Origin of the sequence: uncultured Chitinophaga sp. (genome assembly GCF_937874145.1) — a bacterium.
Lineage (GTDB): Bacteria > Bacteroidota > Bacteroidia > Chitinophagales > Chitinophagaceae > Chitinophaga.
Map to the genome: position 1 here is coordinate 1 of NZ_CALNBI010000206.1, position 18,018 is coordinate 18,018.

Annotated in this window: 18 protein-coding genes; 2 read left to right on the top strand and 16 right to left on the bottom strand. The window is 54.7% G+C overall.

What is annotated here, in order from left to right; translation table 11 throughout:
• A partial coding sequence (locus tag Q0510_RS09560; protein ID WP_298710421.1) for an SMP-30/gluconolactonase/LRE family protein occupies positions 1 to 739 on the bottom strand: 739 nt, incomplete at its 3' end.
• A gap of 57 nt (positions 740 to 796) precedes the next feature.
• Between Q0510_RS09560 and Q0510_RS09565 the strand changes: the two genes are divergently transcribed.
• On the top strand, positions 797 to 1,849 hold the full coding sequence (locus tag Q0510_RS09565; protein WP_298710423.1) for a nucleoid-associated protein: 1,053 nt from the start codon (positions 797 to 799) through the stop codon (positions 1,847 to 1,849).
• A 3-nt stretch (positions 1,850 to 1,852) separates the two neighbouring features.
• On the opposite strand, the gene Q0510_RS09570 is transcribed toward Q0510_RS09565, so the two are convergent.
• From Q0510_RS09570 to Q0510_RS09610, 9 genes are all read right to left on the bottom strand, one after another.
• Positions 1,853 to 3,313, bottom strand: coding sequence for a rhomboid family intramembrane serine protease (locus tag Q0510_RS09570; protein WP_298710425.1), 1,461 nt, complete (start codon positions 3,311 to 3,313; stop codon positions 1,853 to 1,855).
• 63 nt (positions 3,314 to 3,376) lie between these two features.
• Positions 3,377 to 4,717 carry a regulatory iron-sulfur-containing complex subunit RicT gene (gene ricT, locus Q0510_RS09575; protein ID WP_298710427.1) on the bottom strand — a complete coding sequence of 447 codons (1,341 nt, stop codon included), beginning with the start codon at positions 4,715 to 4,717 and terminating at the stop codon, positions 3,377 to 3,379.
• A 362-nt stretch (positions 4,718 to 5,079) separates the two neighbouring features.
• Positions 5,080 to 6,216 (bottom strand): DNA polymerase III subunit delta', encoded by a 1,137-nt coding sequence (locus Q0510_RS09580; RefSeq protein WP_298710429.1) that lies wholly within the window; start codon positions 6,214 to 6,216, stop codon positions 5,080 to 5,082.
• Positions 6,217 to 6,241: 25 nt separating this feature from the next.
• Positions 6,242 to 6,766: a glutathione peroxidase gene (locus Q0510_RS09585; protein ID WP_298710431.1), complete on the bottom strand. Its 525-nt coding sequence runs from the start codon at positions 6,764 to 6,766 to the stop codon at positions 6,242 to 6,244.
• Between the two features lie 76 nt (positions 6,767 to 6,842).
• Complete coding sequence (recR, locus tag Q0510_RS09590; protein ID WP_298710432.1) at positions 6,843 to 7,466, bottom strand: recombination mediator RecR; 624 nt, start codon at positions 7,464 to 7,466, stop codon at positions 6,843 to 6,845.
• 22 nt (positions 7,467 to 7,488) lie between these two features.
• Complete coding sequence (locus tag Q0510_RS09595) at positions 7,489 to 8,964, bottom strand: Ig-like domain-containing domain (RefSeq protein ID WP_298710434.1); 1,476 nt, start codon at positions 8,962 to 8,964, stop codon at positions 7,489 to 7,491.
• A 55-nt stretch (positions 8,965 to 9,019) separates the two neighbouring features.
• Positions 9,020 to 12,175 (bottom strand): ATP-dependent DNA helicase, encoded by a 3,156-nt coding sequence (locus Q0510_RS09600; RefSeq protein ID WP_298710436.1) that lies wholly within the window; start codon positions 12,173 to 12,175, stop codon positions 9,020 to 9,022.
• Entirely contained in the window at positions 12,172 to 13,317 is a 1,146-nt protein-coding gene (locus tag Q0510_RS09605; RefSeq protein WP_298710438.1) for a DUF3298 and DUF4163 domain-containing protein, read from the bottom strand. Before Q0510_RS09605 ends, Q0510_RS09600 begins: the two co-directional genes overlap by 4 nt.
• Before the next feature lie 51 nt (positions 13,318 to 13,368).
• Positions 13,369 to 14,505: a DUF3298 and DUF4163 domain-containing protein gene (locus tag Q0510_RS09610; protein ID WP_298710440.1), complete on the bottom strand. Its 1,137-nt coding sequence runs from the start codon at positions 14,503 to 14,505 to the stop codon at positions 13,369 to 13,371.
• 101 nt (positions 14,506 to 14,606) lie between these two features.
• Here Q0510_RS09610 and pdxH point away from each other — a divergent pair, with 101 nt between their 5' ends.
• Positions 14,607 to 15,251, top strand: coding sequence for a pyridoxamine 5'-phosphate oxidase (gene pdxH, locus Q0510_RS09615; protein WP_298710442.1), 645 nt, complete (start codon positions 14,607 to 14,609; stop codon positions 15,249 to 15,251).
• 93 nt (positions 15,252 to 15,344) lie between these two features.
• Here pdxH and Q0510_RS09620 read toward each other — a convergent pair whose 3' ends face one another.
• The 6 genes from Q0510_RS09620 to Q0510_RS09645 form a co-directional block, all read right to left on the bottom strand.
• Positions 15,345 to 15,464: a 30S ribosomal protein THX gene (locus Q0510_RS09620; protein ID WP_298710444.1), complete on the bottom strand. Its 120-nt coding sequence runs from the start codon at positions 15,462 to 15,464 to the stop codon at positions 15,345 to 15,347.
• 130 nt (positions 15,465 to 15,594) lie between these two features.
• Positions 15,595 to 15,864: an HU family DNA-binding protein gene (locus Q0510_RS09625; protein WP_298710446.1), complete on the bottom strand. Its 270-nt coding sequence runs from the start codon at positions 15,862 to 15,864 to the stop codon at positions 15,595 to 15,597.
• 295 nt (positions 15,865 to 16,159) lie between these two features.
• The gene (locus tag Q0510_RS09630; protein WP_298710448.1) at positions 16,160 to 16,462 is read right to left on the bottom strand and encodes a DUF4286 family protein; all 303 of its coding nucleotides are present in this window, start codon (positions 16,460 to 16,462) and stop codon (positions 16,160 to 16,162) included.
• Positions 16,459 to 17,229, bottom strand: coding sequence for an exodeoxyribonuclease III (locus Q0510_RS09635; RefSeq protein WP_298710450.1), 771 nt, complete (start codon positions 17,227 to 17,229; stop codon positions 16,459 to 16,461). The genes Q0510_RS09630 and Q0510_RS09635 overlap by 4 nt, the downstream gene beginning before the upstream one ends.
• A gap of 139 nt (positions 17,230 to 17,368) precedes the next feature.
• A complete protein-coding gene (locus Q0510_RS09640) occupies positions 17,369 to 17,593 on the bottom strand; it encodes a hypothetical protein (protein WP_298710452.1) in 225 nt (74 codons plus the stop codon).
• Between the two features lie 73 nt (positions 17,594 to 17,666).
• Positions 17,667 to 17,939: a hypothetical protein gene (locus tag Q0510_RS09645; protein WP_298710454.1), complete on the bottom strand. Its 273-nt coding sequence runs from the start codon at positions 17,937 to 17,939 to the stop codon at positions 17,667 to 17,669.
• Positions 17,940 to 18,018: the final 79 nt, after the last annotated feature.

Below are 18,018 nucleotides of genomic sequence, written 5' to 3' on the forward strand. Positions count from 1 at the left end.
GGTTGTCCAGCACGGCGCGCAGCATGGCGATGGTGCCTTTGCCGTAACGCGTCACGTAGAGATTGCCTTCACGGTCGGTTTTCATACCGTCGAAGCCGAAATCGGGGAACTCGGCGAAAAGGCGTTTGTTGGAAATGTTGCCGGCTTCATCCACGTCGAATTTCCAGATTTTGCGCTGTACGCTTTCATTTACGTAGAGGATTTTTTCGTCGGGGCTGAGGCAGATGCCGTTGGTGGTACCCATATTGCCGTCGAGAAGCGTGGGCGTACCGTCGGGATCAATGCGCCAGATCTGGCCGGTGCCGCTCTTCCAGTTGGGATCGGATGCGAAAAGCTGGCCTTTGGCGTTGATGCAGAAATCGTTGGGTTGATTGAATTTACCGGAATGGCAGAAAACGCTGATGTCGCGGGTTTTCATGTTGACTTTCAGGATGTTATGCCCCACGAAATCGGCCAGCAACATATTGCCCTGCCGGTCGAAGACGATGCTGTTGGCGATACTGCTGTCCGGCAGCTGCACAAACACGGAACCACGGCCTGTATGCGGGCTGATGAGGCCCACGGTGCCGTCGTGCTTGAAATTCACTACGAAAAGCCGGCCCCGGCTATCGAAATTCGGCCCTTCGATATTGGTGGAAAACATGTTTTCCTTCGTAAGGTCATGGGCGATGTAAGGTACGTTCTGCGCAGATACCGTAGTCGTAAACAGTGACAGGAGGACAGTTGCAAGGCATTTCATTCCGGTAAATTAATTTTTTTGCCGTAAAATGGGAAATGCCCCTAATTTGCAGCCCGTATGATTCATGTATCGGATATCAAAGACCTGGAACTGCTCACCATCCACAAGGTAGGCAATGGTAATAACGACGAGCCCCTGGTGCTTTCCCAGCAACCGCTCGAACTGCAGGACGAAACCATCGGCACCCTGCTCCTCAGCTATTTCATCCAACCCTTCGCCAACGCGGCTGAATATTTCCGCTTCACCCACGAAGCCGATATCCAGCTCAACGAAGTCTACAAATATTGCAGCCTCATCTTCGAAAACAAGGATAATTTCCAGGACCAGTCCGTCAACATCGCCAAACATCTCTATAAACATTCCACCCACCCCAAGATCAAGGGCGGGGAATTATACATTACCCATTTCAGCAAATGCCAGGTCGACGGCGAGGAAGTGGAAGCCATCGGCATCTTCAAATCCGAAAACCGCGACACCTACCTGAAAGTCTTCCTCAACGACGACAACTACCAGCTCAACTACGACGACGGTATCAACATCAATAAGCTCGACAAAGGCTGCCTCATCTTCAACGTAGAGCAGGAAGAAGGCTTCAAGGTGAGCATCGTGGACAGCATCAGCAAGCAAAATGAAGCCGTGTACTGGAAAGACGCCTTCCTGCAGGTGCAGCGCCGCGAAGACAGCTATCACCAGACCGAAACGATGGTGGACCTCTGCCAGCAATTCATCCAGAAAAAGCTGCCAGAAGAGTTCGAAATGTCGCGTATCGACCAGATCGAGCTGCTGAAAAAATCAGCCACTTACTTCAAGGAAAAGGAAGAATTCAAAATGGATGAGTTCGCGGAAGAAGTGCTGGGCCACCCTGATGCGGTGGATGCCTTCCGCGATTACCGCGAACATTATAAAAATGAATACAAACTCGACGTGCCCGACGAGTTCGAGATCAGCAATCCCGCTTTCAAAAAAGGGCAGAAATTCTTCAAAAGCATCCTCAAACTCGACCGCAACTTCCACGTGTATGTGCACGGCAACCGCGAGCTGATCGAGCGCGGGTACGACGAAGAGCGCCAGATGCAGTATTACAAATTGTATTTCGAGGAAGAAAAGTAGGCGTTATTCATCGAGCTGCTGCTGCAGTTTGTCCAGCTCGTGCAGGGCGCGGATGATCTGTGCGTCGTAGGGGTTTTTCCCTTCGGCCAGCGTTCTGTAATTCCAGTCGAAAAGCTGGCGCTGCGTGGTATAGATTTTACGCAGGATGCGGTTTTGCCGCCGGGAATCGGGCGGCAGCCGCATGCTATCTACCTGGTCCATGATGCGGAGGTTTTCGTCCATATAATAAATGGCGTAATTCTGCAGCCATTTCATGCGGTCTTCGTTGGTACGCGCGGTGTATGCGCCGGAAGCCAGGAGGTAGTTCTGGTCCATCTGGTCGCGCTTGGCAAGATAGGTTTTGACATCCCTGGGCGCCAGGAAGTAGGCGGTGGTGAAAATGGCGGTACTCACGGCCAGGCCCAGCCCGACCGACATGGTTTTTTGTTGTGAAGAGGCGCCGGGGCGGAGGGAGGGGAGCCATAGCAATCCCAGCATCAATCCGCTGAACAGGCCGCCAAAGTGCGCGGCGTGGTCGTAATTCGTAGAAAAGAAGATGGATGCGAGGTTCATGACCAGGTAAATCCCGATGCTGACCAGCAGGGCTTTGCGTTCGCGCGGCTCGATGAATTGATGGAACAGCAGGGCAAGAATGAACCCGAAAAGCCCGAAAACAGACGCCGAAGCACCCAGCGACGGCGTGATATCGTACCACCAGAGGCTGGCCAGCGCGCCGCCGATGCCGCATAGGAGGTACACGATGGCGAACCGGGCCCTTCCGAGCAGGGGCTCCAGGTAAATGCCGCACATCATCACCGCGTACATATTGAAAAATAGGTGAAACAGGTTCGCGTGCATGAACCCGGAGGTGACCAGCCGCCAGGGCTCCCCGAAGAGCGTGAGCGGTTTGTAGTTGGCGCCTACTATTTCCAGGGCGTCGCCGGCGGGCGTCCAGCCGCTGCTGGCGGGGAACAGCCATTTGTTGGTCAAGATGAGGAACACCAGCGCATTGAGCACGATGAGGATCGGCGTCACGAAGTAGCCTTTCACGGGTTTGAATACCTGCGTGAAACCATTCACCACGCGGCGGCTCCTCGTCAGGTGGACCGTTTCCCCTTCCGGCCGGATAAACTGCCGGCGTTCTTCAGCCGCTGCATGGAGTTCTTCAGGAGAAATCGCCGCATCGATGGTATGCAGTGCGCGCAACAAGCGGATCACGTTCTGGCGGTTACGCCCGAAATCCAGGATCTGCACGCCGGTAGACACGCTGAACAGCTCGATCTCGTCGCCGGAGAAGTCGATGCTGACCTGTTCGTTCCAGGACCGTAGGCTGAACGGGGTGAAAGCAGTGAGGCTGTCGGGGGTGGCGGTGCCAACTTCCCATTCGAGGCTTTCGGCCGCGAGCCAGAAAAGGATGAGCCGTTCCTCCGTATTGCGGTGGGAGAGCGTGGTGTAGGTGCTATATCGGGGCGGAAAGCCGATCATGATATAATAAAAAGAGAGACGCACCACTGTGCGTCTCTGCTATATTACGAAAGTACTTGAAAATTATTGTTTGTTTTCCGGTTTGGGATCGCGCGGTTCGCGGGGTTCCCTCGGCGGGCGTGGCTCGCGTGGCTTCTGTTCGCCTCCGCGGTTGTCAGGCCTGGGTTCGCGGGGAGGGCGGTTTTCGCGTGGCTTTTGTTCACCGCCGCGGTTGTCGGGCCTGGGTTCGCGGGGCTTCTGGTCGCCACGGTTTTCGCGTGGTTTCTGTTCGCCGCCACGGTTGTCCGGACGCGGTTCGCGCGGTTTTTGGTCGCCGCGGTTTTCGCGTGGCTTCTGTTCACCGCCGCGGTTGTCGGGCCTGGGTTCGCGGGGCTTTTGATCGCCTCGCTCACGGCCTTTTTGCTCGGGTCGTCCGCCTTGCCGGGGTTGCTGTTGACCGCCCTGGCGCGCCTGTTGTTCGCCGCCTTTGCCTTTTTCCCGTTGTTGCTGCTGATCCTTTTGCTGCTTTTCGCGGTTTTTCGCTTTGCGCTTCTGGGATGCTTTTTCGAGGGAGCGGAGGCTGATCTGGCCAACTACGTCGGCAAATCCGAGATCGGCTTCCTTATTCGGTTTGGAGGTCACCACTTCCACCGCTTTCAGCTCATCGGGGCGGATGCCCTGCATGTTAAGCTGGCGGATTTCCTTCACGCGGGAAATGGTGAGCGGGTATTGTTTATTGCTGTTGTCGTAGGAATACCACATCAGGTTCTTGAAGATGTCCCTTTTCTGCAGCGAAGCTTTACCGGTAGAGGTTTCGATTACATCGCAGTCGTCTGGGAAATCCTTCAGGGCGTCGAGATAGGTATCCAGTTCGTAGTTCAGGCAGCATTTCAGGCGGCCGCACTGGCCGGAAAGCTTTGCCTGGTTGATGGAGAGGTTTTGGTAACGGGCGGCAGTCGTATTTACCGATTTGAAGTCGGTCAGCCAGGTGGAGCAGCACAATTCGCGGCCGCAGGAGCCGATACCGCCTACTTTTCCGGCTTCCTGGCGGGCGCCGATCTGGCGCATTTCCACCTTCACCCGGAATTCGGAAGCATATACTTTGATCAGCTCACGGAAATCGACACGGTCGTCTGCCGTGTAGAAGAAAGTCGCCTTACGGCCGTCCGCCTGGATTTCCACTTCTGCGAGTTTCATTTCCAGGCCCAGGTTGCGGGCGATGGCGCGAGCTTTAATGAGGGCGTCGCGTTCGCGGTTTTTGTTCTCCGACATGCGGTTCATGTCGTCGTTCGAGGCGCGGCGGAGCACTTTTTTCACTTCGGGCGTATCTTCTACCCGTCGCTTCTTCATCTGCAGCTTCACCAGTTCCCCGGTGAGGTTGACCATGCCAACGTCGAAACCGCTGATTCCTTCCACGGCCACCATTTCGCCTTTTTCAAATTGCTGTTTGGTGGAATTCCTGAAAAAATCTTTGCGACTACCGTTATTAAAACTTACTTCTAAAATATCGAATGGTGCTAAACTATCACTCAAGGGAATATTGGAAAGCCAGTCGAAGACATTGAGGCGGTTACATCCGCCGCTGCTGCAGCCTCCATTACTTTTGCATCCCGCCGGCTTCCCCTCTGCACCCGTACCACATCCGGCACAAGCCATATTATTATGTTTATTAATTTAAAAAATGTTGATCCCTGGGACCCAGGTGACTAAAAGTACGCATTTACTTTCAATATCAAAAGGGCTGTATAGGGAAATAGCCGGTCAAAGGTACGTTAATTTGTTGACAGCTAAACAGGCAGGGGCCGCCCCTTAAAGATGTACTGCAGCCTGATGGAGAGCGCATGAAACAGGATTTTCCCGTTAGCATTCCGCTCGATATGGTAAAACGCGTTGTCGAGCTCCTCCATGATCAGGCTCATCTGCCCCAGGTTGGCCAGTTTTTTCAGTTTTTCGGCGAAATCGATCTCTTCCGCGGAAAACGCCAGTTGCGCGGGATCCATGTACTGGACGCGCAGGCTGTGCTCCAGCACGTTGATGAAATACCGGAGGAACTGCTTCTGGTTCTCGCGGCCCATTTTGGCGCTGGCGATATGATCCACCCATTCCTGGAGCCCCGCCCTGTTGTTCATGAAGATGGCATTCAGCCAGTTACGCAGCAGTTCGTGGTAATCGTTGTCGGAATGGTTGAGCAAATGCAGCGCTTCCCGGTAATTGCCCGACGCGATGGTGGCGATCTGGCGGGCGCGCGTTTCCGGAACGGCGTTCCTTTGTGCCAGGGCCTTCACGATATCGTCTTTCGGTAACGGGTTGATCTTGATGAGCTGGGTCCGGGAGAGAATGGTAGCCAGGATCTGCTCCTGGTTCTCCGCCACAAGGATAAAAACCGTATTGGCCGGCGGCTCCTCGATGAGCTTCAGCAACCGGTTGCCCTCGTTCCCGAGATACTCCGGCATCCACATGAGCAGGATCTTATACTGGCTCTCGAAACTTTTCAGGTTCAGCTTCCGGATAATGTCCTGGCACTCATGGGCCGTGATATTACCCTGCTTGTTCTCCGCGCCGATGAACTGCAGCCAGTCGTACGCGTTCCCATACGGCTGCTGCCCGATGAATTCCCGCCACTCGGCGATGTAATCAGTGCTCACCGGCTTGTCGCCCGATTTGCGGGGGATGACCGGGTACGAGAAATGAATATCTGGATGGATGTACTTACTCGATTTGACGCAGGCCTGGCACTTGCCGCAGGCGTCATTTTCCTGGCGGTCTTCACAAACGAGGTATTGCGCAAAAGCCAGTCCCATGGGCAAACCGCCGGCGCCTTCGGGGGCCAGCATGATCATGGCGTGGCTGAGCCGGTTGTGCTCCACCGCATGAAGAATCTGAGCGCGAGTCGCTTCCTGTCCGATGATATCCGCGAAAAACATAGCCGTAAAAATACAGCATAATTGCCTATTTCCCTTCGATGGCGGCGATCACTTCAGGAGCATTGGGGGCCGTGCGCGGTTTGAAAACGGCGATGAGCTCGCCTTTCTCGTTCAGCAGGAATTTCTGGAAATTCCAGGTAACCTCGCCACCGTCGAGCTGCCTGGCTTTGGCTTCATCCCCCAGCCATTTATAAATCGGGTGGATATCCGCCCCTTTTACGGAGATTTTCGCGGCCATGGGGAATGTTACCGCGTACTCTTTGGTGCAGAAAGCCTTTATATCGGCATTGGAACCGGGTTCCTGGCCGCCGAAATTATTGGCGGGAAAGCCTACGATCACCAGTTTACCCTGGTATTTCTTGTACAGCTTTTCCAGTTCGGCGTACTGCGGCGTGTTGCCGCACTGCGATGCCGTGTTGACAATCAATATCTTCTTGCCTTTATATTTCGAAAAATCAATCTTCCCGCCTTCAATGGCGTCAACCTTGAAATCATACACATTACCGAATAGAAACGGGAAGAATGCGGAAAGCAGCAATATTTTAAGCATGTTCAGTCAATTTTGAAAGATGGTTAAATCTGAGACGTGTCTATAAATATACGTAGCAACGCCCAAAAATCAAGCCCTATTTGCCTTGCTGGAGGTAGTTGTCGAGCGGCAGGCGATTGGTGAGCGAGCGGGCGAGCGTCATTTCGTCGGCATATTCCAGTTCCCCGCCGAAAGCGATCCCCCGGGCGATAGTGGTCACTTTCACCGGATAATCCTTCAGTTTTTTAGACAGGTAATAAATGGTCGTATCCCCTTCGATGGTGGGGCTGAGGGCCATAATCACCTCTTCCACGCCCTGCTGCTGCACCCGCTCCACGAGCGAATGGATCTGCAGCTGGTCGGGACCGATCCCGTCGATGGGAGAAATAATCCCACCCAGCACATGGTACACCCCGTTAAACTGCTGGGTATTTTCGATGGCGATCACGTCGCGGATCGATTCCACGACGCACACCACTTTATGGTTGCGCGACGCGTTGGCGCAAATCGTACAGGTATCTTCGTCGGAAACGTTGTGGCAGGTTTTGCAGAATTTGATCTGCCGCCGCATTTTGGCGATGGTCTCCGCGAACAGCTCTACCTGGGCCGTTTCCTGTTTCAGCATGTGCAGCACCAGCCTTAAAGCCGTTTTCTTGCCCACGCCCGGCAGCCGGGCAAACTCGCTGACTGCATTTTCTATCAATGCGGAAGAGAAGATCATACGGCAAAATTACGGATAATGGCTATAGTTTGACGTTAGTGGGAACCGTCCAGTTCTTTTTGACGTTGATGGGATCTTTGAAAGTAAACACCGTCTCCGGCTGCTTTTTGGGGTTCCGGTAATAGATGCCCGTGTCCCAGACGCCGTTGAAGTTCCGGTCAACGATGATCCGGATTTCGTACTCCCCGGGCTGGATAAGCCCGCGTTCCCATTTGCCGTTCTTTGCCGGACCGGAATATTTCACCTCCTTGCCGCCGCTGACGAGCTGTACCACAAACTGGTAGCTGGTATCGCTTTCGGGGAGGATGTGGCGGGCGCTGTCGCCGATGGTCACCTCAACGGTAACGGTGCCGTAATCGTCGAGCTGTTTGGCTTCGAAGCGGACAGTATCCGCTTTGGCGGTTTGCAGGCCGGTGGTATCAGTGGCGAAGCCCGCCGGGAGAATGAGCTCATACGGCTTGCCGGGCTTCCAGTTATAGGCGAGTTTGTACCGCTTGGCCGTAGTGTCCGCCGGGGAAATCCCGAACGTAACCGGCCGGCGGGTCGTGTCTTCCAGCAGCTGCACCACGGACGAATCCAGGCTGCGGAGCGGGAAATTGAAGGAAAGCGTAAGGCTGTCGCCCAGCTCCTGGCGGCCGCCGCTCAATTCGGCGCTGGCCAGCAGCTTGGGTTTTTTCTTATCGTCTTTCTTCTTGTCTTCCTGCGGCTGCGGCTCTTCCGGCACGTCGAGCTCTTCGTATTTCGGCCGTAACGAATCCGGTTCCTTGAACAGCGCCATGTTGATGTCGCTCATGGCTTCGGTAAGGTCGAGCGGCTCCTCGCGGAAAGCGATCAACTCCGTAGCTTCCGTGTATTGAAAGTCGCGGTTTTCTTCTTTCAGCGCGAATATCTTGTAAGTCCCGGGTTTCAGGTTTTTAAAACGGAAACTGCCGTTGCCACGGGTTTTGGCCAGGTACAACGGTTTTTCCTTCGACACCACGGAGTCTTCCGTAATATTCGAATACAGCATCACGGCCACGTTACTGTCCGGTTTGCCGGTTTCAGCAATGAGGATGGTGCCCGTGAGCGTGAGCGAATCCAGGTAATCGCCGGTAGACACCACATATTGGAAGTCCTCGATCGGGTTGCGCTCATTCACGTCCTTCACCGCGTCGCCGAGATTGAAGGTGTAGGTGGTATTCGGTTGCAGGGAATCCTTGATTTCCATGGTGATGGTGCGCAGCTTGGCCAGGATCACCGGCGTGCGCTTCAGCGTGGGCGAAACGATCAGTTTCTCCAGCACATTATCCAGCTCCACGTACTCGTCGAACCGGAAAGTAACTTTCTGGGCTTTGAAATGAAGGGTGGAGTCGGGCGGGGAGATGGAAAGGACCCTCGGCGCCAGGGTGTCCCGCGGACCGCCCCCGGGCGGCACGATGTTGGCGCAACTGGTAAAAAAGATACCGTACACCGCCACAACGATCCAAAAGCCGATCCAGCCACGCATGATATGATCCATAATTCCTATTCGCTGAATTTTATGATTTGCAAACTTACTGTTTGTTAGCCATTATTTATTCTTCCTCCTCCACCAGGGTGTGCAGGGCCACCTCCAGCTTATTGTCTTTCACGAAGTTGCACCAACGGCAGTCGTCTTTGCCGCAGCCGGTATAAAATTCCTTGTTCTGGATGCGGACCCAGGTGTCCCGGATCTGCTGGCTTACCGTGGTGATATCCTCCGGAAGGATGTCGATCTTCTCCTTGAAATATTCCTTCTGCTTGTTCGGCTCCACGAAATCGAATTCCGTGCTCACCACATGCCAGTTCTTTTGCTTGTAGTTGTCGAGCAGGATTTTATAGAACACCGCCTGCCGCCAATAGTCGCCCCCGTTGGGGTTGCGGTCGTTGGGCCGGTCGAATTTCCTGTAGTCTTTCTTCGTTTTCTCGTAATCCCCGGTCTTGTAATCCACCACGTTCACGTCGCTGCCGTTGAATTCGAGCTTGTCGATCTTCCCTTTCAGCGGCACGCCGTTCACCACCACGTTGCGTACGTTCCGCTCGATGCTCACGATGCGGTTCCAGACGGGCAGGTATTTGTCGTAATAATTGGTCAGGATATCTTCCCCGTACTCCATTCTCCGGTTGAAAGCCTCTTTGGTAAAGGCTTCGCGGCTGCGGAGCATGCTGTAGCGGAAGTCTTTGATGAACTCTTCCTTCGGCGGAAACTCGTTTTTCTCCTGCATTTTCTGGAACAGCTTCTCCAGCGCAAAGTGCACCGCCGACCCAAATTCCGTGTTCTCCGAACGGCCGGAAGGCACGCGCAAAAGATTTTGGTAGAAGAAGGAAAGCGGGCAATGCAGGTAGTTGTTGAGCGCCGTCACGTTCATGGTGAAGCCGCTCAGCAGGGTGTCTACGAAAAGCTGGTCCACTTTCTCGATCTCCGGCGCCTGTTCCTTGCCGTATTGCAGGATTTCAAACTCGAACATCGTTTCGTCGGGCATAGTCACGGCTTCCACGGGCAATTGGTGCACCTGCTGGATCTCCGCCACGAAAACGCTGGGAACCAATGGCTTGCCATCCTGTTTGAAGTCGGGGTAGCTGATGTAGAGGTGTTTTTCGGCGCGGGTGATGGCCACGTAAAATAACCGCCGCAGTTCCTGCTGGTCGGTAGAAATGGCTTCGGTGGAAAAAACGGTGTCGGGGAAAGAAAAGCCGCCGCTCATCTTTTTCTTGTCTTCCCAGATGTTGGACGTCACCCCGGCGAGGAACACATATTCGAATTCCAGTCCCTTTGACCCGTGCGCTGTCAGCAGGTTCACGCCTTTTTCGTTCCCGGAAACCTGGATCAGCGGGATGGACAGCCCGTTGGATGCCATCAGGTCGATGGTTTCGAAGAGTTTCACGATGCCCATTTCGGGGTGGCGCCGTGTTTCTTCCTTGACGAAATCGAACAGCGCCTGGAGCACTTTCATAAGCCAGATTTTTTCCGGGCTGGCCATGATATAATTGATGATGCCGCCTTCGCTGATGACGTTGGAGAACAGCTGCTGCAGGGTGATGTTGTGGGCGTCGCCGATCCATTTTTCGAGGAGGCGCGCCAGCCGCAGGGCTTCGTCGTGCGGGGCGAGCGAGAACAACGTCGGGTTGCGGGTGCCCACCCATTCCTGGAGGTATTTGCGGATGGAGGATTTTTCGGCATAGCCTTTTTCCGCCACCTCTATGCTGATGCGCGCCGTTTCGATGGGCGGCACTTTATAGAAATCATAATGCATCAGCTCGAAAAGAATATCGTCGCCGCTGTAAGGCGTTTCCAGCTCCCGCGCGATGTAACGCAGGATCTGCAGCACCTTTTTGGCGAAAGGGATCTCGAAGAGGTTCTGGTTGCGCTTCGAGAAGAAGGGAACGCCCTTCAGCCGGAAATACTGCGCCAGCTCTTCGCCGTACTTGTTCTCTTTATATATGATGGCGATCTTCCCCGGGATAACGCCCTTCGCCAGGATGCGTTCCACTTCGAGCGTGATATGCGCCATTTCATCGCGGGGCGTGTTGTACCGGCGGATCACAGGCGGGAGGTTCAGCGGCGTCAGCTTGTCGTTGGATGCTTTCAGCTGCTTGCTCAATCCCGGCAACTTATCCACCAGCCGCGAGCCCTCGTTATGCGCGATCACCGACATCGACACGTCCAGGATATTCTGCACCGAACGGTAATTCTGCGTCAGCACCACCGTCCGCAGGTCGTGCGCCAGGTGGTCGTTGGCGAATTGCTCCATGTTCTCCACGTTGGCGCCCTGGAAGCGGTAAATCGACTGGTCATCATCCCCCACCACGAACACATTCGGCTTTTCCTCGCCGGAAGTAAGCAGCCCGATGAGGATGTTCTGGGTACCGCTGGTGTCCTGGTATTCGTCGACCAGTATATATTGAAATCTTTCCTTGTAATCGAGCAGCAGGTTGGGATGTTCGCGGAACGCGCGGATCACCCAGTTGATCATATCGTCGAAATCGTAGCGGTTTGCCTTGTGCATAAGCTGCTGGAAGATGTCGAACTGCTCGACGGCCGCCAGTAATCTCGCCATTTTCTCCCTTTCGCCGTTGATTTTTTCCTGTTTGAGATCGCCTTTCCTGAACCGGCCCTGGTTGCGTTTATAGATATACTCTTCCCGCTCAGGCAGGCTTTCGACGTAGGCTTCCACACGCTCGCGGATGAAAGGCACCGTCCAGCCCTCGCGCTTCATGGTGGAAAACAGGTTCGACAGGTTGCGCATGTCGAAATACACATCGCCCCGGTAACGCTTGAGCGGGTTTTCTTTGGAGAAGCCGTCGATAAGGGTTTTGAGCAGCTGGATTTTCTCCAGGTCGGAGATCGGGTCCAGCACATTCTTCTCGAACAGCGACAGGTTATCCTGTATCACTTCGTTGCAGAACGAGTGGAAAGTATGAATATTGACGCGGTAGGCATCCGGCCCGATGAAATCGGTAAGCCTTTTGCGCATGGCCACCGTGCCCGCGTCGGTGTAGGTGAGGCAGAGGATGTTGTGGGGGAGGAAGTCGGTGTCGCGGAGGATTTTGCCGATGCGCGACGCCAGGATCTGCGTTTTACCCGTACCCGGTCCGGCGATCACCATCACCGGGCCTTCAGTATTGTCTACAGCTTCCCTTTGCGCGCTGTTCAAGCGGGCGTACACTTCTTCGTACCGTTGGTTATATTGTTCCTGTTGCGGATTGCTCATGGCTTAGTTGGTAAATATGCCGGCTGCACGACGGAGCGGATCTCGTTCCAGGGAACGAATAAAGTGATCTGTCCGGCTGCGTATGCGGCGATTTCATAGGGAACGAAACTGAAAACGGCCCCTTTGTCTGTCAGGTAAAAATTGTCATTCGGCTCGATATGCCTGTTGAAGAGAAACCCCTTATCCAGCGGTTCCCCCGCGGGCACGCGGAACTGTTTGCGGTAGGATTTTTCGAGTGCGGCGCCTACCACGGGCTTATATCCCGTTTTGAACACATCGGTCACTTTCAGCTTCTTTTTCGCGGCGAGGTCGTATGCTTCAAAAGTAGTGCCGTAGTTCCCGTGGGCCCCGCCGCTGTATTCATATTCCATCTTGCCGATAGCGAGATACGGGTATTTATTCCATACCACGCTTTCCGTTGCATGCGACTCCCAGTTCCAGCTGGCGCCCGGACCGAATTCCAGATCAGATGAATCGGTAATTTTCGCATTGTCCTGGTAAGCGGAAAGGTAACTCAATACCGAAGATTTCAGCCGCTGCACCGGCATGTCGCCGGGCTTTATTTCCGGCTGCATGGATTTACGGAGGAAACCGATCAGGTCCTGGTCCGCCCCGCCCAGCGGCCATACCATCGCCGCGCTCGAGCGGGCCACGGGAGATGCCGGGTCGTTTGGGCGCAGTTTCGCCGAATCTTCGAACATAAACGCAACGAACGTGATGACGCTGTCCATATCTTTCTCCAGTTCGAAACCGAACGTATCGTCATTGCCCGTCCACACGCCATGGAACTGCCCGCCATTAAAAACGCCGCTGAAGAGATTTTCGTTCTTCACGCCGGCGTATTCCGCGAAGAACAGGCTGTCGGCCGTTTCGCGGGACAGCGTGATGCCGATGGGCTCGCCTCTTTTATCATAAACATACCAGCCTTCGTATTTGCCCGGCGCGTATTTCACGAGCTGCATCGTAACAGGCTGGCCGGCCAGGTTTCCGGTGAGTTGCATGTAAAAAGACGGGGCCACGGGCACGGGCGCCGCCTGGATGGCAGCGGTGGTACTGTCGCCGGTAGCGGCGGATTTCCTATGCCCCGGTTGGCAGGCACACAATGGGGCCAGCGCCGTAAGCATCCAGATCAACATTCTCATGATGGCCGTAGATTACGGGCGTAAATTACCACAAAACCGCGAAACTGCGGGCTACCGGAGATACGCTTCGCGCACTACGGTTTGGATATCGGCCCAGGGCACGAACAGGGTGATCTGCCCGGCGGCATAGGCGGCGATTTCGTAGGGCGTGTAGCTGAAAACGGCGCCGTGGGAAGTGATGAAGAAATTATCTCCCGGCTCGATTTTCTTCACTTGCAGCCCGGCATCGGTGAGGGATTGTCCGGCCGGAACCTTGTATTTTTTCCGGTAGGATTTTTCCAGCGCGGCGGTTACAACGGGTTTGTAGCCGGGTTTGAAGACATCGGCAGGGGTTAGTTTTTTGGATTGGGAAAGATCGCAAACGGTGAAGAGCGAGCCTCCGTTACCGTGTGCCCCGCCGGTGAAATCGTAGGTCCAGTTTTCGATGGCGAGGATGGGCCATTTGTTCCAGGCTACCACCGAGCCGGACTCGGCGCTCCATTGCCACGACGGGCCATCGTTCATGCTGGCGGAATCCACGCCGGCCGCACCGCTTTTATAACTGGCGAAAAAGGAATCCGCGCCGTTTTTGAGTAGGGTAGCCGGTGTTTCGCCGGATTTGAGGCCCGGAGCGATGGATTGCTGCAGGAAGGTAATGACGGGTGCAGCGGCCCCGCCGGTGGGCCAGGCCGTATATGCGGAGGCGGTGGCGGCAGGGGATTTGGGATGATCGGGCAGCAATTTCACGGAATCGGTGAACGCTACGACCGAAAAAATAATCGCGCTGTCGTTATTTTCCGACAGGTCGAAATCGAAATTGTTCCTGGCGTTGATCCACTTTCCCTTGAAATGCCCGTCGGCACTCACCAACCCGCGAATCACACCATCGTCTTCGGTGTATCCTTCGTTAACGATGATGCTGTCGTCTGTCCGGTTTTCGCCATAAAACGGCCGCAGGGAAATTGGTTCGCCGTGGTGATCGTAAACATACCATCCCCGGACGTCTGCCGGGCCGCTGCCTGCCCGTTGAAGCAACAGGGTTACGGGCTGCCCGGCGATGGTGCCGGTAAAGCGTTTGGCCCAGGTGGGCGTGAGGGCGGCGGTATTGGCGGGGGCAACGGTGCTGTCCGCCGATCCGGCGGATTTCGGGCTTTGCTGGCAGGCGGCAAGGGTAAGGAGGGTGAAGGGAAGAATAAGGTGTTTATGCATGGTGATGTTTTTTCGGGTTGATGGAAATTACCAGTAATAGAGACACTCGTCAGCCTCAGAAGGTTCAATAACCCGTAATTTTGTAAAAAATTAGCCGGAAGATGATCAATCAGAAGATAGCAGACCTGCGGCAGGATTACCGCCGCGCCACGCTGAACGAGCGGGAAGTAGCAGCAAATCCCATGCAGCAATTTGAACATTGGTGGCAGGAAGTGCTGGCGGGCGAGATCGACGAGCCCAATGCCATGACGCTGGCTACGGCTACGGCCGCCGGCATGCCATCTGCGCGGATCGTGCTGCTCAAAAGCTTCGACGCCCGGGGTTTCCTGTTCTTCACGAACTACGAAAGCCGCAAGGGGCAGGAGCTGGCGGAAAACCCCCGGGCCACGCTGCTCTTTTTCTGGAAAGAGCTGGAACGGCAGGTGCGGGTAGAAGGAAAAGTGGTGAAAGTACCGCCGGCCGTGAGCGACGAATACTTCAATTCGCGCCCTGTTGGCAGCCGCATCGGCGCCATCGCCAGCCCGCAGAGCCGGGTGATCGGCGGGCGGGAAGTGCTGGAAGATGCCGTAAAGCAACTCGAAGCGCAATATCTGCAGCATGCGCCGCAGCGCCCGGAGCATTGGGGCGGATACATGGTAGTACCTGAAAAAGTGGAGTTCTGGCAGGGGCGGAGCAGCCGCCTGCACGACCGGCTGCGGTATACGCTGGAGGCCGGCAACTGGAAAATCGAGCGCCTGGCGCCCTGACGCAGGGAAGGAATAAGGTAAATAATAAGGGGGATCCCGGTCATTTGCCATAGCGGCGTATGCCCGGGATCCCCCTTTATTGGCTGCGGCGGATTAAGCTTGCTTAGCGGCGGCTTTTGCAGCAGTGGCTTTCTTGGTTTTAGCCGGACGGCTTTTACCAAAAGATCCGTTGGAGATCTTGCCTTTCTTGGTTTTGATATCACCTCTACCCATGGTCGAATGATTTTTTAATTGATGAATGTTAATCGGAAGCAGCCTCCGGAGGAAGGCTTCCGGCTGCAAAAATAAAAAAAGCAAGAAACATTTTGGTGTTCCTTGCTTAATAAAGTTGGGTAGGTAAGCCTTAGATCTTGTCGGACAGGGCTTTACCAGCTTTGAACTTAGCTACTTTTTTAGCTTTGATCTTGATGATCTGGCCAGTCTGAGGGTTTCTGCCATTACGAGCTGCACGCTTGGAAACGGAGAAAGTACCGAAGCCTACCAGGGTTACTTTACCACCTTTTTTCAGGCTGTCGGTAACGGCTTTGGTGAATGCGTCCAGCGCGTCGTTAGCCTGGGTTTTGGTGATTTCGGCATCTTTGGCAATTCTTTCGATCAGTTCGCCTTTGTTCATAGTTAGTAAGATTTAACTAGTGAGAAAATGTTTGATGTGAGCAAATATAAAGCCTTTTAGAAGATTACCAAATTTCACAAAACTTTTTTCACAGGCTGAAAAACCCTACAGGTAACGTTTACAGCAGATTGGGGTATGCAAAAACGGTATGCCGGCATGTTAATGATTCCGCTGAAAATCGCTACTGCATTGAATTTGAATGCTATTTGCCCTGAAACGCCCGCCAGGACCAAGTTTTATGCCAGTCCCGCATTCCCTTGAAAACAGTGGATTTCCTGTGGATAAGTTATGCGCATTATACCACCTGCATCACCGTCCGGAAGGCTACAAACTGGTCTCCGAACAGGTCGAAAGCCAGCTGCCGCAGGCCTGGCGCATGCTCCTGGAGGTATGTGTAATAGTTTTCGAGGGTGTCGGTAAAGTACTGGACGGTGTAGGTGGGGCCGTCGGAATCGTCCTGCTCGAGGAGGCGGCACATGCGGTAGTCGTGGAAGAACCCCGTTCCGATGATCTGGGGGATATGTTCTTCCTTCATCCACTGCAGCCAGCGGCTATGGACGGCGGGCGTTACTTTGGTGGTGACGTTATATATGATCATGCATTTTTGAGTTTGAGGTATACGGGGCAGTGGTCGCTGTGCTTGACGTCGGGCCAGATGGCGCCTTCTTCCAGCCGCGGGCGGAGGGGTTCGGTAACGGTGATGTAGTCGATGCGCCATCCTTTATTATTGCCGCGCGCGTTGGCCCGGAAGCTCCACCAGGAGTACTGGTCGGTCAGCGTGGGGTGGAAGTTGCGGAACGAATCCACGAAACCGTTGCTGAGGAGCTTGGTCATCCAGGCGCGTTCTTCTGGCAGGAAGCCGGAGGATTCTCTATTGGCGACGGGGTTATGGATATCGATGGGCGTGTGGGCGATGTTGTAATCGCCTGTTACAATGAGGTTGGGCCTTTCCTGCCGGAGGAGCTGGAGGTAGTCGTAGAACTCGTCGAGCCACTGGTATTTATAGGTTTGTCTTTCTTCGCCGGTGGTTCCGGAGGGGAAGTAGGCGTTGATGAGGGTGACGTCTCCGAAATCGGCGCGGATCACTCTTCCTTCTGCATCGCTCTGCATGTATCCGTTACCGTATTGCACGTTATCGGGTTTGAATTTGGTGAGGATGGCGACGCCGCTGTATCCTTTTTTCTGTGCGGGGTGCCAGTAATCGTGGTAGCCGAGTTGCTCGAATTGCTGGAAGTCGACGTTTTCGCGGTGGGCTTTGACTTCCTGGAGGCATATGATATCTGCGGGGTCTGATTTGAGCCATTCGGTGAATCCTTTGGTCATAGCGGAGCGCAGGCCGTTGACGTTGTAAGTGACGATCCTCATGTGATATTGTTTGCAGCAAAAATACAGGATTCGGGGAAAAGGGTAGCGGGGAAGGTGGGGGGAAAGAAAAGCGGCTGCACGTGTGTGGCGGCAGCCGCTTGTGATGCATGTAGCGTTGGAATGAGCTTTGGCCCTCGTGTTACAGTGGTCTTACGATACCGCCGAGGCTGCCGAGGAGGCTGTTGAGGAGGTTGGTAACGGTGGAAAGGAGCCCGCCGACGGGGTTACCTTCGCCGCCGCCGAGAACGCCGCCGAGGAGGCCATCGAGGAGGCCGCCGATGTCGAGGAGGCCGCCCTGGGTGTCTGTGGCTTCGAGCTGGCTCAGTTCTTCGCAGCCCAGTTCTTCGATTTTGAAGTTTTCCATGGATAAGAGGTTTATGGGTAAAAAAAGTGGTGGCGCCCAGTACCGGGGGCGCCACCAGGGTTTCAGGTTACGACTAGCGCAGGAGGCCACCGCCGAGGCCGCCGAGGAGGCTGTTGAGCAGGTTGGTCACCGGTGACAAAAGGCCGCCGAGATCGAGGCCGCCGCCGCCAGTGCCGGGCAGGCCGGGAAGGCTGCCCAGTAATGCGTTGGTGTCAAGTTGTGCTCCAAGTGTGATTTTGCCATTTACATTGTTAAGGCCGAGGGAAAGGAAGCCCCCGTTTACTTCCTGGGCGGCAGTTGCGTCGAGTTCCTGGCAACCGAAATTTTGAACTTGCAAGTTTTCCATGATTATAGGAGGTTTGGTTAAAAAGCGCATTAATCTTGTTCCGGCAATACTTCTCCCGGATGAATGCTTTTTTCTTCTC

Coding starts and splice junctions, on each gene's coding strand:
- Q0510_RS09595 (WP_298710434.1), bottom strand. CDS start 8,964: ATGGATCATATCATGCGTGGCTGGATCGGCTTTTGGATCGTTGTGGCG.
- Q0510_RS09610 (WP_298710440.1), bottom strand. CDS start 14,505: ATGCATAAACACCTTATTCTTCCCTTCACCCTCCTTACCCTTGCCGCC.
- Q0510_RS09640 (WP_298710452.1), bottom strand. CDS start 17,593: ATGGAAAACTTCAAAATCGAAGAACTGGGCTGCGAAGAACTGAGCCAG.
- recR (WP_298710432.1), bottom strand. CDS start 7,466: ATGATCTTCTCTTCCGCATTGATAGAAAATGCAGTCAGCGAGTTTGCC.
- Q0510_RS09600 (WP_298710436.1), bottom strand. CDS start 12,175: ATGAGCAATCCGCAACAGGAACAATATAACCAACGGTACGAAGAAGTG.
- Q0510_RS09645 (WP_298710454.1), bottom strand. CDS start 17,939: ATGGAAAACTTGCAAGTTCAAAATTTCGGTTGCCAGGAACTCGACGCA.
- pdxH (WP_298710442.1), top strand. CDS start 14,607: ATGATCAATCAGAAGATAGCAGACCTGCGGCAGGATTACCGCCGCGCC.
- Q0510_RS09630 (WP_298710448.1), bottom strand. CDS start 16,462: ATGATCATATATAACGTCACCACCAAAGTAACGCCCGCCGTCCATAGC.
- Q0510_RS09620 (WP_298710444.1), bottom strand. CDS start 15,464: ATGGGTAGAGGTGATATCAAAACCAAGAAAGGCAAGATCTCCAACGGA.
- Q0510_RS09625 (WP_298710446.1), bottom strand. CDS start 15,864: ATGAACAAAGGCGAACTGATCGAAAGAATTGCCAAAGATGCCGAAATC.
- Q0510_RS09605 (WP_298710438.1), bottom strand. CDS start 13,317: ATGAGAATGTTGATCTGGATGCTTACGGCGCTGGCCCCATTGTGTGCC.
- ricT (WP_298710427.1), bottom strand. CDS start 4,717: ATGGTGGCCGTGGAAGGAATCAGCGGTTTCGACGTTGGCATGGTCAAC.
- Q0510_RS09580 (WP_298710429.1), bottom strand. CDS start 6,216: ATGTTTTTCGCGGATATCATCGGACAGGAAGCGACTCGCGCTCAGATT.
- Q0510_RS09565 (WP_298710423.1), top strand. CDS start 797: ATGATTCATGTATCGGATATCAAAGACCTGGAACTGCTCACCATCCAC.
- Q0510_RS09635 (WP_298710450.1), bottom strand. CDS start 17,229: ATGAGGATCGTCACTTACAACGTCAACGGCCTGCGCTCCGCTATGACC.
- Q0510_RS09570 (WP_298710425.1), bottom strand. CDS start 3,313: ATGATCGGCTTTCCGCCCCGATATAGCACCTACACCACGCTCTCCCAC.
- Q0510_RS09585 (WP_298710431.1), bottom strand. CDS start 6,766: ATGCTTAAAATATTGCTGCTTTCCGCATTCTTCCCGTTTCTATTCGGT.